Source organism: Kitasatospora sp. NPDC059571 (assembly GCF_042735675.1).
Classification (GTDB): domain Bacteria; phylum Actinomycetota; class Actinomycetes; order Streptomycetales; family Streptomycetaceae; genus Kitasatospora.
Window position 1 is genome coordinate 7,315 of the sequence record NZ_JBHWBW010000106.1, and the last position, 11,493, is coordinate 18,807.

At 76.1% G+C, this 11,493-nt stretch carries 11 protein-coding genes and 2 pseudogenes; 7 read left to right on the forward strand and 6 right to left on the reverse strand.

Features of this window, described 5'->3' with window-relative positions; all coding sequences use genetic code 11:
• Positions 1 to 397: 397 nt before the first annotated feature.
• Positions 398 to 1,546 (reverse strand): methyltransferase, encoded by a 1,149-nt coding sequence (locus tag ACFV0G_RS15005; protein WP_380546648.1) that lies wholly within the window; start codon positions 1,544 to 1,546, stop codon positions 398 to 400.
• A 294-nt stretch (positions 1,547 to 1,840) separates the two neighbouring features.
• Here ACFV0G_RS15005 and ACFV0G_RS15010 point away from each other — a divergent pair, with 294 nt between their 5' ends.
• Positions 1,841 to 2,317 carry a hypothetical protein gene (locus ACFV0G_RS15010; protein ID WP_380546650.1) on the forward strand — a complete coding sequence of 159 codons (477 nt, stop codon included), beginning with the start codon at positions 1,841 to 1,843 and terminating at the stop codon, positions 2,315 to 2,317.
• A gap of 38 nt (positions 2,318 to 2,355) precedes the next feature.
• On the opposite strand, the gene ACFV0G_RS15015 is transcribed toward ACFV0G_RS15010, so the two are convergent.
• A complete protein-coding gene (locus tag ACFV0G_RS15015) occupies positions 2,356 to 2,925 on the reverse strand; it encodes a GNAT family N-acetyltransferase (protein ID WP_380546652.1) in 570 nt (189 codons plus the stop codon).
• A gap of 99 nt (positions 2,926 to 3,024) precedes the next feature.
• Between ACFV0G_RS15015 and ACFV0G_RS15020 the strand changes: the two are divergent.
• Positions 3,025 to 3,537: pseudogene (locus ACFV0G_RS15020) on the forward strand (GNAT family N-acetyltransferase); the annotation flags it as partial.
• A gap of 60 nt (positions 3,538 to 3,597) precedes the next feature.
• On the opposite strand, the gene ACFV0G_RS15025 reads toward ACFV0G_RS15020, so the two are convergent.
• On the reverse strand, positions 3,598 to 4,098 hold the full coding sequence (locus ACFV0G_RS15025; protein WP_380546655.1) for a tyrosine protein phosphatase: 501 nt from the start codon (positions 4,096 to 4,098) through the stop codon (positions 3,598 to 3,600).
• Positions 4,099 to 4,199: 101 nt separating this feature from the next.
• On the opposite strand from ACFV0G_RS15025, the gene ACFV0G_RS15030 reads away from it, so the two are divergent.
• Positions 4,200 to 4,868 (forward strand): GNAT family N-acetyltransferase, encoded by a 669-nt coding sequence (locus ACFV0G_RS15030; RefSeq protein ID WP_380546657.1) that lies wholly within the window; start codon positions 4,200 to 4,202, stop codon positions 4,866 to 4,868.
• On the opposite strand, the gene ACFV0G_RS15035 is transcribed toward ACFV0G_RS15030, so the two are convergent.
• Positions 4,847 to 5,404: an HD domain-containing protein gene (locus ACFV0G_RS15035; protein WP_380546659.1), complete on the reverse strand. Its 558-nt coding sequence runs from the start codon at positions 5,402 to 5,404 to the stop codon at positions 4,847 to 4,849. The two genes, ACFV0G_RS15030 and ACFV0G_RS15035, sit on opposite strands and share 22 nt — an antisense overlap.
• Before the next feature lie 135 nt (positions 5,405 to 5,539).
• On the opposite strand from ACFV0G_RS15035, the gene ACFV0G_RS15040 reads away from it, so the two are divergent.
• Positions 5,540 to 6,421: a polysaccharide deacetylase family protein gene (locus ACFV0G_RS15040; RefSeq protein ID WP_380546661.1), complete on the forward strand. Its 882-nt coding sequence runs from the start codon at positions 5,540 to 5,542 to the stop codon at positions 6,419 to 6,421.
• An 83-nt stretch (positions 6,422 to 6,504) separates the two neighbouring features.
• Positions 6,505 to 7,500 carry a ketopantoate reductase family protein gene (locus ACFV0G_RS15045; protein ID WP_380546663.1) on the forward strand — a complete coding sequence of 332 codons (996 nt, stop codon included), beginning with the start codon at positions 6,505 to 6,507 and terminating at the stop codon, positions 7,498 to 7,500.
• A gap of 9 nt (positions 7,501 to 7,509) precedes the next feature.
• Here the strand turns inward: ACFV0G_RS15045 and ACFV0G_RS15050 are convergent.
• Positions 7,510 to 8,487 (reverse strand): annotated as a pseudogene (locus ACFV0G_RS15050) (SDR family NAD(P)-dependent oxidoreductase).
• A gap of 146 nt (positions 8,488 to 8,633) precedes the next feature.
• Between ACFV0G_RS15050 and ACFV0G_RS15055 the strand changes: the two are divergent.
• Both ACFV0G_RS15055 and ACFV0G_RS15060 read left to right on the forward strand, forming a co-directional pair.
• A complete protein-coding gene (locus tag ACFV0G_RS15055; protein WP_380546665.1) occupies positions 8,634 to 9,503 on the forward strand; it encodes a 3-hydroxybutyryl-CoA dehydrogenase in 870 nt (289 codons plus the stop codon).
• A gap of 241 nt (positions 9,504 to 9,744) precedes the next feature.
• Positions 9,745 to 10,206 carry a DUF732 domain-containing protein gene (locus tag ACFV0G_RS15060; RefSeq protein ID WP_380546667.1) on the forward strand — a complete coding sequence of 154 codons (462 nt, stop codon included), beginning with the start codon at positions 9,745 to 9,747 and terminating at the stop codon, positions 10,204 to 10,206.
• A 424-nt stretch (positions 10,207 to 10,630) separates the two neighbouring features.
• Here the strand turns inward: ACFV0G_RS15060 and ACFV0G_RS15065 are convergent, their stop codons facing one another.
• Positions 10,631 to 11,362 (reverse strand): hypothetical protein, encoded by a 732-nt coding sequence (locus ACFV0G_RS15065; RefSeq protein ID WP_380546669.1) that lies wholly within the window; start codon positions 11,360 to 11,362, stop codon positions 10,631 to 10,633.
• Positions 11,363 to 11,493 lie beyond the last annotated feature (131 nt).

The window sequence follows — 11,493 nt, forward strand, 5'->3', positions numbered from 1 at the left end:
CGGCGGGGCGCATCTCGTGGCTGGGGCCGGGCGGGGGCCGGGGCCCGGGGCGGCGCGCGGGTGGGGGGCCGCCGGCGCGGGCGGGGCCCGGGGCCAGCAGCACGGCGCCGCCGGCGATCCGTCTGACGCGGACCGGACGCGGACCGACGGCTCCGCGCGAGGTCAGTCGGGTCGTGCGTGGTCTCCCTGATCTGCTCGGGACCGGCGGGCCGGAGCGGCGGGCGCCGGGTACCGGGTGCCGGATGGATGGGCACCCGCGGACACCGCTGTTCCCGCCCGGGGCGGAACTCACCGGAGCGGGCGATCAGGACCACACGGTCGGCACCCGGTCGCTACGCCGCGCTTCCTGACGCAGCGTCAGGACGCACCCACGCAGGACCGCCGCACTACACGGGCGTCAGCCCTTGACCGCCCGGAGCAGCACGAACTTGCGGTCGCTCGCCACCGTGCGGCAGTTGCCGAAGATCCGGCGCAGCTTGACGTGGTAGCCGAGGTGCCGGTTGCCGACCACCCACAGCTCCCCGCCGGGGCGCAGCGCCCGGCGGGCGCCGGTGAACATCCGCCAGGCGGTGGCGTCGGTGAGCGCCTGGTGGCTGTGGAACGGCGGGTTGTTGAGCACCAGGTCGACGCTGCCCGGGGCGACGCCGGCCATGCCGTCGGCGACCTCGAAGCGGGCCGGGGCACCGGCCGGGAGGTTGGCCCGGAAGGTCTCCTCGGCGGAGGCCACCGCCTGGTACGACTCGTCGAGGAAGAGCAGTTCGGACGCCGGATTGGCGAGCGCGGCCGCGGTGCCCACCACGCCGTTGCCGCAGCCGAGGTCGACGACGGTCTCGGCGCCGCTGCGCTCGGGCAGGTGCTGCAGCAGGAAGCGGGTGCCGATGTCGAGGCGGTCCGCGCAGAACACGCCCGCGTGGTTGGTGACGGTGCGTCCGGAGACCGCGCCGATGCCGTCGGGCAGGGCGTAGCGCAGCGGCCAGGGATCGGCGGAGCGGGCCCGCCCGGGGTCCGGGGCGGTGTGGATCAGCCGGGCCTTGCGGACGGCCAGCGAGGTGCGCGTCGGGCCGAGCACCGACTCGAAGAGCTCCAGCGTCGAGGTGTGGATCTCGGTGACCATGCCGGTTCCGACGACCACGGTGTCCCGGTGGACGGCCGGCGCCAGCCGGTGCAGCTGGTCCTCCAGCAGGGCGAGGCTCTTCGGCACCCGCACGAGCAGCACGTCGACCCGGTCCGGCGGGGTGTCGCGGGTGGACAGCAGGCGGACGCCCTCGGCCTCCTGCGGCCGGTTGCGGGCGAGGTTGGCGAGGGTGGCCTGCCGGCCGAGGTAGGAGTCGCCGATCTGCACCGGGCGGTGGGCGGCGAGCGCGGTGGCCAGTGCGCCCCAGCGGTCGCCGACGACGGCGACGGTGCCGGCCAGGTCGGTACCGCCGTCCGCGAGGTGCCGCAGCAGGTAGTCGTCGGCGGCGTCCCAGGCGCGCAGCTGCTCGCGGGGGTCCTCGGGGAAGCGGGTGAGGTCGAGCTCACCCCAGGGCGTGCTGAAGCGGTTCATCGGGTCCCAGGCTAGCCGACGGCGTGCGGCGCCCCGGCCGCGTGCAGCCGGCTCCGGACCTCCGGCGGCGGGCGCCGCGGCGCCCGGTGTTAGCCTGCCGCGCAGCTGCGCCGGGGGGCGCGGCACGGGGTCGGGGGCGTGATGGCGACGGTGGTGGACACCGGGCGCGCGGCAGTCGCACGGGTGCGGGCGCGGCGCGGCTGGCGGGCGGCGGGGGTGTGCGGCGGGGCGGCGGTGCCGCCGGTCGCGGGGTACGCCGTCGGCGCGTGGTCGGCTCGGTCCGGGGGCCGGGTCATGCTGGCCGACCTGCTGGACCGTCCGGTGCTGCTGCTCGGTACGGCGGCCGGGCTGCTGCTGGCCGCACTCGTGCTGGCGCCGCCCTCCCGCGGACGGGCGGCCTTCGCCGTGCCGGCCGTGCTGGTCGGCGGGGTGCTGGTGCTGCGGGTGCTGGTCGGCGCGCTGGACGCGGCGGCACCGGAGCACTCGACCGTCCGGGTCGCGGCGGCGCCGGGCCGGGACGACCGGGTGCTGCGGGTGGTGCGCCACACCTCCGGGCCGTCGGCGGAGGGCCGCTGGTCGGTGGAGGTCGAGACCGGGCACGGCTGGTCGGCCCGGCGCTGGCTGCTCGACGTGTTCGGGTCCGGCACGGCGGGCGGCCCGTTCGAGGGCTGCCGGTGGGCCGGCCCGGACCGGATCGTGGTGCAGGCCGCCGACGGCGACCGGGTGTACGAGGTGGCGGATGCCGGGCCGCGGCGGGTGCCGGGCGGCTGACGGGCCGTCCGGATCGGCGGTGCGGCCCGGGTACGCGGTCAGGGCCGGCCGCGGTGCCGGGCCCACTCGTGGGAGAGCACCGACATCACGGTGGAGTCCGCCCAGTCGCCGCCGTCGCGCAGGGCCTGCCGCAGCACGCCCTCCGCGACGAAGCCGACCTTCTCGTAGACGCGCCGGGCCCGCGGGTTGAAGGCGTACACCTCCAGGGAGACCCGGTGCAGCCCGAGTTGCTCGAAGGCGTACCCGACGGTGAGCCGGACGGCCTCGGTGCCCAGGCCGCGGCCGCGGCCGGCCGGGCCGATCAGGGTGCGGAAGCTGCAGCTGCGGTTGGTCGCGTCCCAGGCGTTGAGGACGGTCTCGCCGACGCACCGGCCGCTCGCCAGGTCGACCACCGCCAGGTCGAGGCGGTCGGTCTGCTCGCCGCGGCTGCCGTACCAGCGGCGCAGCGCCTCCGGGTCGAAGGGCGGTCGCTCGGCGCTGCCGGTCAGCCGGATCACCTCCGGGTCGTCGATCGCGGCGGTGATGTCGGGCAGGTCCTCGGCGCGGAACGGCCGGAGTTCGACGAGTTCCCCGGTGAGGGTCGGCTTGTGGGCGGGATCGGCGGTCATGCGGGCGATTCTGGGCGCCCGGACGGGCAGCGGCAACGGGTTTCCGGGCAGGGTGCGACGACGGTCCGCCGGGCGGCCGGCGGGCGGTAGCGTTCCGGCATGCAGACCAGGCCGACCCTGACCGGCACCGCCGTCCTCCTGCGTCCCGCCACCGCGGCGGACGTCCCCGCGCTCGCGGCGATCCGGGCCACCCCGGAGGTGCTGGCCCGCTGGCGCGGCGGCCCCGACCTGGCCGCCGAGGTCCGGGCCGACCTCGCCGACCCGTCCACCCCGACCCTGGCCATCGCCCTCGGGGACCGGGTGGTGGGCGCCATCCAGTGGCACGAGGAGGACGAGCCGGACTACCGGCACGCCGGGATCGACATCTACCTGGACCCGGCCGTGCACGGCCGCGGGCTCGGCACCGACGCCGTCCGCACCCTGGCGCGTTACCTGGTCACCGAACTCGGCCACCACCGGCTGGTGATCGACCCGGCGGCCGACAACGCGCCCGCCATCGCCTGCTACCGCAAGGTCGGCTTCCGCCCGGTCGGTGTGATGCGGGCGTACGAGCGCGGGGCGGACGGCAGTTGGCACGACGGGCTGCTGATGGACCTGCTCGCCGCCGACCTCGACGATCCGTCGGACCCGAGCGGGCCGGACGGCCCGGACGGGTCGGGTGGCCCGGCCCGCTCAGACCGCGGGGAGGGCGGACGGTCCTGACGGGCCGATCCAGGCCCGCTGCTCCGGGGTGTCCGGGACGGCGAGGCCGCGGGCGCGCCCGATCCGGGCCCACGCGGTGTCCGGGTCGAGTCCGCCGAGCACCAGCAGCGCGGCCGCGATCAGCGAGGAGCGCCCGATCCCGGCCCGGCAGTGGAGCACGACATGGGCGCCGGCCGCCAGGTCGGCCGCGAGCCGGTGCAGGACGGGCCGGACGGCGGCGGCGTCCGGCACCCCGCGGTCGGGGATCGGCAGCGCCACGAAGCGCAGCCCGGCGGCCCGGGCGGAGCCGGCCTCGCCGAGCAGGCCGAGCTCGGCGAGCTCGTCCGCGGTGAGGGTGCAGACCAGGACGTCCACACCGGCCCCGGCGAGCGCGGCGGTCTCGTCGTCGAGCCAGTCGCCGCCGCGCGGCCTGGCCATGGTGCTGAGCCGTCCCGGGCCGGGCGCGGGGACGGTGAAGAGCGAGGGACGCATCGGGGCTCCTGTCGGGATGCGGAGGGTGCGCGGCGGCCCGCACGGGCCGCGCGCCGGGAAACCGGGTGCCCGCCCCGACCGCCGCGGGCCAGAATGCGGGCATGCTGATCGATCACTGGCCGCTGGTCGGACTGCGGCTGACCACCCCTCGGCTGGAGCTGCGCCTGCCGTCGGAGCAGGAGCTCGCGGAACTCGCGGAGGTGGCCGCGGCCGGCATCCACGACGCCGGTCGGATGCCGTTCCTGACGCCGTGGACGGACGCACCGCCGGCCGAGGTGGCGCGCGCCGTGGTGCAGTACCACTGGCTGCGGCGGGGCACGTGGTCACCGCGGGAGTGGATGCTCAACCTGGCGGTGTTCGACGACGGCCGGCCGGTGGGGGTGCAGTCGTTGCAGGCGACGGAGTTCGCCGTGACCCGGGAGGTCCACACCGGGTCCTGGCTGGGAGCACGCTACCAGGGCCGCGGGATCGGCCGGGAGATGCGTGCGGCGGTGCTGCACCTGGCGTTCGCCGGGCTGGGCGCCGAGGAGGCGACGTCGGCGGCGTTCAGCGACAACGCGGCGTCCCTGGCGGTCTCGGCCCGGCTCGGCTACCGGCCGGACGGCGTCACCCGGGACGCGGTCCGGGGCCGCCCGGTGGTCTCCCACCGGCTGCGGCTGACCCGGGCGGACTGGGAACTGACGGAGCGTCCGCGCATCGAGATGGCCGGACTGGCCGCCTGCCTGACCCAGTTCGGCGCCGCCGGGGGTCAGGCCCCGCCGACCGGGTGAGCCGCCTGGTGGGCGAGTCGGCGCGGAGCGGCCTCTGCGAGCACCGCGAGCACCTCGTCCAGCGCCAGGAAGGCCTCCCAGAGCGGCTGTTCGCGGGCGGCGGCCAGCCGGGCGGCCACCAGGTCCTCCAGGTCGTCCTGCCGACGCCCCTTCCAGATCTTGTCGGCGAGGCTCACCAGCAGCTCCCCGCCGTCCCTGCCGGGGCGGTCCCAGCTGCCGTGGCTGCCGGCGTACTTGGCGAGTCCGGGCGGCACGCCGTGCGCGAGCAGCAGCGCCCGGCCGGCCTCCTCGTGGAGCGAGCCGGGCCGGGACAGCTCCTCCGGGTGGCGCACCTTGCCGAGGTCGTGGGTGGCCGCCCCGAAGCACACGCTCGCCGCGTCGGCGCCCAACTCGGCGCCGAACGCGTCGAGCAGGCGCAGCACGGTGTCGTGGACGGCCCGGTGGTGGGCCACCAGCCGGGGCGGCGCACCCAGCCGGTCGTGCAGGTCCGCCGCCTCCGCGGGCAGCGGGGCCGGCCGGTAGCCGCGGTCGGTCATCGTGGTCTGCTCCCCCTCGCCGGACGCCGGTGACCCGGCAGACTACCCCGGGCACGGGTCGGGACGGTTCGTACGGATGCGCGGACGGGCCACCCGGATCGCGGCCCGTCGGTGCGGCTCCTAGGCTGTCGCGGGATGACTGTCGACCGACGCACCGTGCTGCGCGCCTCCGCGCGCCTTGCGGCCCTCGCCGCCGCGAGCGGCGCGCTGTCCGCCTGCGGCGACTCCGCCGCGCCCTCGAAGCCCGAGGCCCAGGGGGTGTCGTTCGCGGCGCGCAGCCGCCCCACCCACCTGGCCACCGACGGGCCCGCCGCCACCGGGATGCCCGCGCCGGGGACGACACCCGGCGCGCCGCCCGGCGCCGCCGGCAGCCCGTCCGCGAGCCCGCCGCCGACCGCCGAGCCCTCGCTCGCCCCCGGCACCCCGGACGAGGTGGTCAGCGGACCGAGCGACCGGCAGGAGGTCGCGCTGACCTTCCACGGCCAGGGCGACCCGGCGATCGCCACCGCGGTGCTGACCGCCGCCGAGCAGCGCGGTGCCCGCCTGACCGTGCTCGTGGTCGGCAGCTGGCTCGACCAGCAGCCGCAGATGGCGCAGCGGATCCTCGACGGCGGCCACGAGCTCGGCAACCACACCCAGAACCACCTCGACATCAGCAGCATGTCGCCCGAGCAGGCGTACGCGGAGATCGCCGAGTGCGCCGACCGGCTGCAGCGGCTCACCGGCTCGATCGGCCGCTGGTTCCGGCCGTCCGCCGCGCAGTACGCCAACGCGATGGTCCGCGAGCAGGCCCGCCAGGTCGGCTACGCGCACTGCCTCTCCTTCGACATGGACCCGCGCGACTACACCGACCCCGGCGCCGAGGTGGTGCAGCGCCGGGTGCTGAAGGCGGTCGGCGGGTCGATCGTGGCCCTGCACATGGGCCACCGGGGCACCGCCGACGCCCTCCCTGGGATCCTGGACGGCCTGTCCGCGCGCGGGCTCCGGGCGGTCACCGCCAGCACCCTCTGCTCCTGACCCCGTTCCCCGGCCGGCACCCGCGCCGGCCGACCGACGCGGGCCCTGGCGCCGTGCGTGCGCCACGTGCCAGGGTCGGTGCCATGCGATACATCATCATCGGCGCCGGCGCGGTCGGCGGGACGATCGGCGGGCGGCTCCACCAGCACGGGCACCGGGTGGTGCTGGTCGCCCGCGGTGCGCACCTCGCGGCACTGCGGGCGGACGGCCTGCGCCTCGCCGCCCCGGACGGCGTGGCCACCCTCCCCGTCCCGGCCGTCGGCGGTCCCGAGGAGCTGGAGCTGCACCCCGACGACGTGCTGGTGCTCGCGGTCAAGACGCAGCACTCCGCCGCGCTGCTGGACGCCTGGGCGGCCCGGCCGGTGGCCGGCGGCGGCACCGCGGGCGAACGGCTGCCGCTGCTGTGCGCCCAGAACGGCGTCGAGAACGAGCGGCTGGCGCTGCGCCGCTTCCGGCACGTGTACGGGGTGTGCGTGTGGCTGCCGTCCACGCACCTGGAGCCCGGCCGGGTGGCCGCGGCCGGCAGTCCGCTCAGCGGCATCCTGCACATCGGCCGCTACCCGGCCGGGCGGGACGCCGTGGCCGAGCGGATCGCCGCCGATCTGACGGCCTCCCGGTTCGACGCCCCGGTCAGCGACGACGTGATGCGCTGGAAGTACGCCAAGCTGCTGAGCAACCTGGCGAACGCGCTGGAGGCGGTCGGCGGCCCGGTCCGCGGCGCACTGCGGCTCGCGCTGGCCGAGCGGGCGGTCGCGGAGGGCGAGAAGGTGCTCGCGGCCGCCGGGATCGACCACCCGGACCGCGCGGAGCAGCAGGCGGTGCGCGGCGACCGGGTCACCCTGCTGCCGATCGAGGGCGAGGAGCGCGGCGGCGGCTCGTCGTGGCAGAGCCTGGCCCGCGGGGCCGGCGACATCGAGGCGGACCACCTCAACGGCGAGATCGTGCTGCTGGGCCGGCTGCACGGCGTGCCGGCGCCGCTCAACGACGCGCTGCGGCGCCTCGCGAACTCCTTCGCCCGGGAGGGCCGGGCGCCGGGCGGGCTGCCGGAGGCCGACCTGGCCGCGCTGCTGGAGGGCTGACCGGGGCCCTCACGCCATCGGGTCCTGCGGACCGTACGGCCGCAGCCGGAGCGTGCGGGCGTCGGCGGCGCGGATCTCCTCGGCCCGGGCGACCAGCGTCTCCAGGTTGTCCCGGCCGGCGTGGACGAACCGCCCGTGCAGCGCGTCGACGCGGCCGCGGGCGGCGTCCACGGCAACCGCCACCATGTACGGGATGGAGCCCCACTCCTTCATGTCGGCGAACATCGGCATGCCGGCGGTCATGTCGGTGGCCACCGCCCCGGGGCTGATGTCGAGCACCACCACGTGGTGCTCCGCCAGCGAGTCCGCGATGTTGTCGGAGAGCTGGAGCAGGGCGCCCTTGGACGTGGCGTACGCGGTGTAGTGGCCGTCCGGGCGCAGCGCGAAGCCGGAGTTCAGGTTGACGATGCGCCCGCGGCCGCGGGCGACCATGCCGGGCAGCACGGCGCGCAGCAGGTTGTAGGGGCCGCGCAGGTTGCACTCGACGACCTGCCACCACTGGTTGGGGTCGGTCTCCCAGAGCGGCACCTCGTCGCCGGCGCCCACCCCCGCGGCGTTTTACAGCAGGGCGAACCGGCGCCCCGGCGGCGGCACCGCCCCCGCCGCGCGGCCGCCCGGGCGGGCGTTTGTGCCCCGCCGGGCCCCCGGGCCGAGGTCGCGCTCGACGGCCCGGACGGCCTCCCGCACGGCGCCCGGCCGGGTGACGTCGGCGGTCACCGCGACGCCGCGGCCGCCGTGCCGGACGCAGTCGCGCAGGGTCGCGATCAGGGTGTCGTGGGTCCGGCCGAGCAGCCCGACCGCCATGCCCTCGGCGGCCAGCCCGACGGCGATCTCCCGGCCGATGCCGCGGCCCGCGCCGGTGACCAGGCCGACCTGTCCGGTGAGCGATCCGGTGCCCATGCCGTGCTCCCTCCTGGGTTGCTCCGCATTCTCGTCCGGGGCCGGAGCGCACCCGGTCGGCGCACTCGCGGGGCCCGTACATCTCATCCGATCGGCCCAGCGCGTCCACCGGGGCGTGCGGAGTAGTACGGTCGAGCGGGACGCGTACCGGCCGACCGGCCGGGCGCCGTTCCGCTGAACAGCACAGCACCTTGCTGGGCCACCCCCGGCACCACCGTGAAGGGCAAAACTGAGTGAGTGACATCGCGCGCGTCGGAGTGATCGGCTGCGGCCTCATGGGGTCGGGCATCGCGGAGGTCTTCGCCCGCGCCGGCCTGGACGTCCTGGTCGCCGAGGCCACCGGCGAGGCCCTGGAGCTGGGCCGCACCCGCCTCACCGGCTCGCTGGCGAACGCCGTCCGGCGCGGCAAGCTGACCGAGGAGCAGCGGGACGAGGCGCTGTCGCGGCTCGCCTTCACCACCGAGCTGGCGGACTTCGCCGACCGCGACCTGGTGGTCGAGGCGGTCGCCGAGCGCGAGGACGTCAAGGTGCAGATCTTCGCGACGCTCGACCGGGTGGTGACCCGCCGGGACGCGATCCTGGCCTCCAACACCTCGTCCATCCCGATCGTGAAGCTGGCGGCCGCCACCTCCCGCCCGGAGCAGGTCATCGGCCTGCACTTCTTCAACCCGGCGCCCGTGCAGCGGCTGGTCGAGGTCATCCCGACCCTGACCACCTCGGCCGAGACCACCGCCCGGGTGGAGGACTTCGCCGTCCAGGTGCTCGGCAAGGAGCCGATCCGGGCCCGCGACCGGGCCGGTTTCGTGGTGAACGCCCTGCTGGTGCCGTACCTGCTCTCCGCGGTGCGGATGTTCGAGTCGGGCGTCGCGACCGCCGCCGACATCGACAAGGGCATGGAGGCCGGCTGCGCCCACCCGATGGGCCCGCTGCGGCTGTGCGACCTGATCGGCCTGGACACCATCGTGTCGATCGCCGAGTCGATGTACGAGGAGTACAAGGAGCCGCTGTACGCCGCTCCCCCGCTGCTCTCCCGGATGGTGGACGCCGGCCTGCTCGGCCGCAAGTCCGGCCGCGGCTTCTACGACTACACCACCACGGTCTGATCACCGGCCGGGGGGGGGGGGGGGGCCCCCGGGCGGGGGGGGGGGGGGCGCCGCCGGCGCGCGCCGCGCCGCGCGCCCCCCCCGGCGGGCGCCGATAAAACCCCCACCCCCACCCGTTCCGCCGCGCGGGCGGGGCGGCCCCCCCCCCGGGGGGGGGGCCCCCCCCACCGCTCTGGCACAGCGCCGTCACAGCATGGTCACGGCCCTCGGCAGAACGCGATCACTCTGCCACGGTGGTGCGATGCGAACTCGAATGATCGTCACCTGCCTCACCGCTGCCACCGCGCTCACCCTCACCCTCTCCGCGTGCAGCAGCAGCGGCTCCACCACGGCCGCCGCGCCCTCGCAGTCCTCGTCCTCCGCCGCCGCGCAGCCCGCGCCGGCCGGCAGCAGCTCCGCCCCCGCCGGCACCGCGAGCCCCTCGGGCACCGGCGCGCCGGCCACCAAGCCGGTGGGCACGCCCGGCGCGGCCCAGCAGCTGGCGCTGATGGGCGGGCTGAAGCAGATCGACCCGAACCTGGCGAAGGACCAGCAGCACGCCCTGGCCCAGGCCCAGCTGACCTGCGCCGAGATCAGGTCCGGCAAGGACGAGGCGACGGTGGCCAAGGACACCGCGGCGAACTTCAGCAGCGGCGGCGCCGCGCTCTCCGAGCAGCAGGGCCAGATGATCGCCGTGATCGTGAAGGCGGCGCTCTGCCCGTGACGGCGCCCCGCGGCGGGGAGAGCCGCGGGTCGTGACGTGACGGGGCCCGGGAGCGGTATCCGGCTCCCGGGCCCCTGGTGTGCCACCCAATTGCTCGCACCGGCACGGTGAAGGATGCGGATCATCCTCAGAGCATCGTGTTCGACCTTTGAACTACCGGGCCGCGGAGAGGCCCAGGCAGGACTTGAACCTGCATCCGACGCTTACCGTCCGCATCCGGTCGATCCGGCGCTCGGCGGCGAATACTGAGCCTGGAGCGAGAGTCTGAGTTTCAAGGGGCGCCTCTACCGATTGGGCCACCCCGGCACGGCGTGCCGGGGGGAGGATTCGAACCTCCACCGTCTCCCCTGCGTCAGCTTCACTTTCAGCGTCAGCTTCTGCGCTTGTCGCGCACCCCTCCGCTCTCACGAGGGGGATCGTGGGGCTACCCGAAGAGGTAGCCGAACACCGCGTCGCCGGCCCGCCGCTCGACGACCTCGGCCGAGTTCGCCTCCTCGCGGGCGAACTGCACGGCCTGCTGGAGCTTCTCGACCCGCTGGACGAGGTCGTTGACCCGGCGGGCGGGCAGCGCGCCGGAGAACTTCACCGTCGTCCAGTACCCGACCGGGACGTCCTCGTAGTAGACCTCGACCTGGGCCGGGTGCTTCTCGGTCGCCTCGGCCTTGACGTGGTTGCGCGGCACCTTCTTCGTCCGGATGGTGCGCACCGGGTCGGTCTTCCAGGCGTCGGTGGACGGGTCCGGGCTCCAGGACTCGGAGGCGTCCAGCACCGGCAGCTTCCGCACGAACGTGTAGAGGTCGGTGAGCTGCTTCTCCAGGAAGAGCAGGTAGGTCACCGGCACGTCGGTCAGCAGCGGGCGGCCGTCGACCACCACGTCGGCGCGGGCGGCGCAGTTGGCGTGGTCCTTGGTGGCGGTCACGTCGAACAGCCGGGTGAGCGAGGCGGCGGTGTCGCGCAGGATGTCCTCGGCGTGCACCTGGACCCGGGTGGACTCGGGCGGCAGCTGCTCGCCCTCCTCGTCCTTCGGCTGGTACGTGCGGGAGATCCCGGCGAGCAGGGCGGGCTTCTGCAGGCCGTGGTGGGCCTGCGTCAGCTCGTGGAAGGACTTGGACTTGACGCCCTTTTCGACCGCGATGATCTGGTTGAGTTTCGCCACGTCCGCGACCCTAGCAACGCGGCGGCGGCCGCGTCGCACGAATTTGCGAGGCCGGTGGGCCCCGGGGCGGGGGGGGGGGGCGCGCCCCGGCGCCCCGCGGCCGCGGTGGCGGCCCGGGCGCGGGTGTTATG

What these genes read in the sequence shown, in the direction of transcription:
- ACFV0G_RS15005 (WP_380546648.1), bottom strand. Translation starts at nt 1,546, where the DNA reads ATGAACCGCTTCAGCACGCCCTGGGGTGAGCTCGACCTCACCCGCTTC.
- ACFV0G_RS15010 (WP_380546650.1), top strand. Translation starts at nt 1,841, where the DNA reads ATGCTGGCCGACCTGCTGGACCGTCCGGTGCTGCTGCTCGGTACGGCG.
- ACFV0G_RS15015 (WP_380546652.1), bottom strand. Translation starts at nt 2,925, where the DNA reads ATGACCGCCGATCCCGCCCACAAGCCGACCCTCACCGGGGAACTCGTC.
- ACFV0G_RS15025 (WP_380546655.1), bottom strand. Translation starts at nt 4,098, where the DNA reads ATGCGTCCCTCGCTCTTCACCGTCCCCGCGCCCGGCCCGGGACGGCTC.
- ACFV0G_RS15030 (WP_380546657.1), top strand. Translation starts at nt 4,200, where the DNA reads ATGCTGATCGATCACTGGCCGCTGGTCGGACTGCGGCTGACCACCCCT.
- ACFV0G_RS15035 (WP_380546659.1), bottom strand. Translation starts at nt 5,404, where the DNA reads ATGACCGACCGCGGCTACCGGCCGGCCCCGCTGCCCGCGGAGGCGGCG.
- ACFV0G_RS15040 (WP_380546661.1), top strand. Translation starts at nt 5,540, where the DNA reads ATGACTGTCGACCGACGCACCGTGCTGCGCGCCTCCGCGCGCCTTGCG.
- ACFV0G_RS15045 (WP_380546663.1), top strand. Translation starts at nt 6,505, where the DNA reads ATGCGATACATCATCATCGGCGCCGGCGCGGTCGGCGGGACGATCGGC.
- ACFV0G_RS15060 (WP_380546667.1), top strand. Translation starts at nt 9,745, where the DNA reads ATGCGAACTCGAATGATCGTCACCTGCCTCACCGCTGCCACCGCGCTC.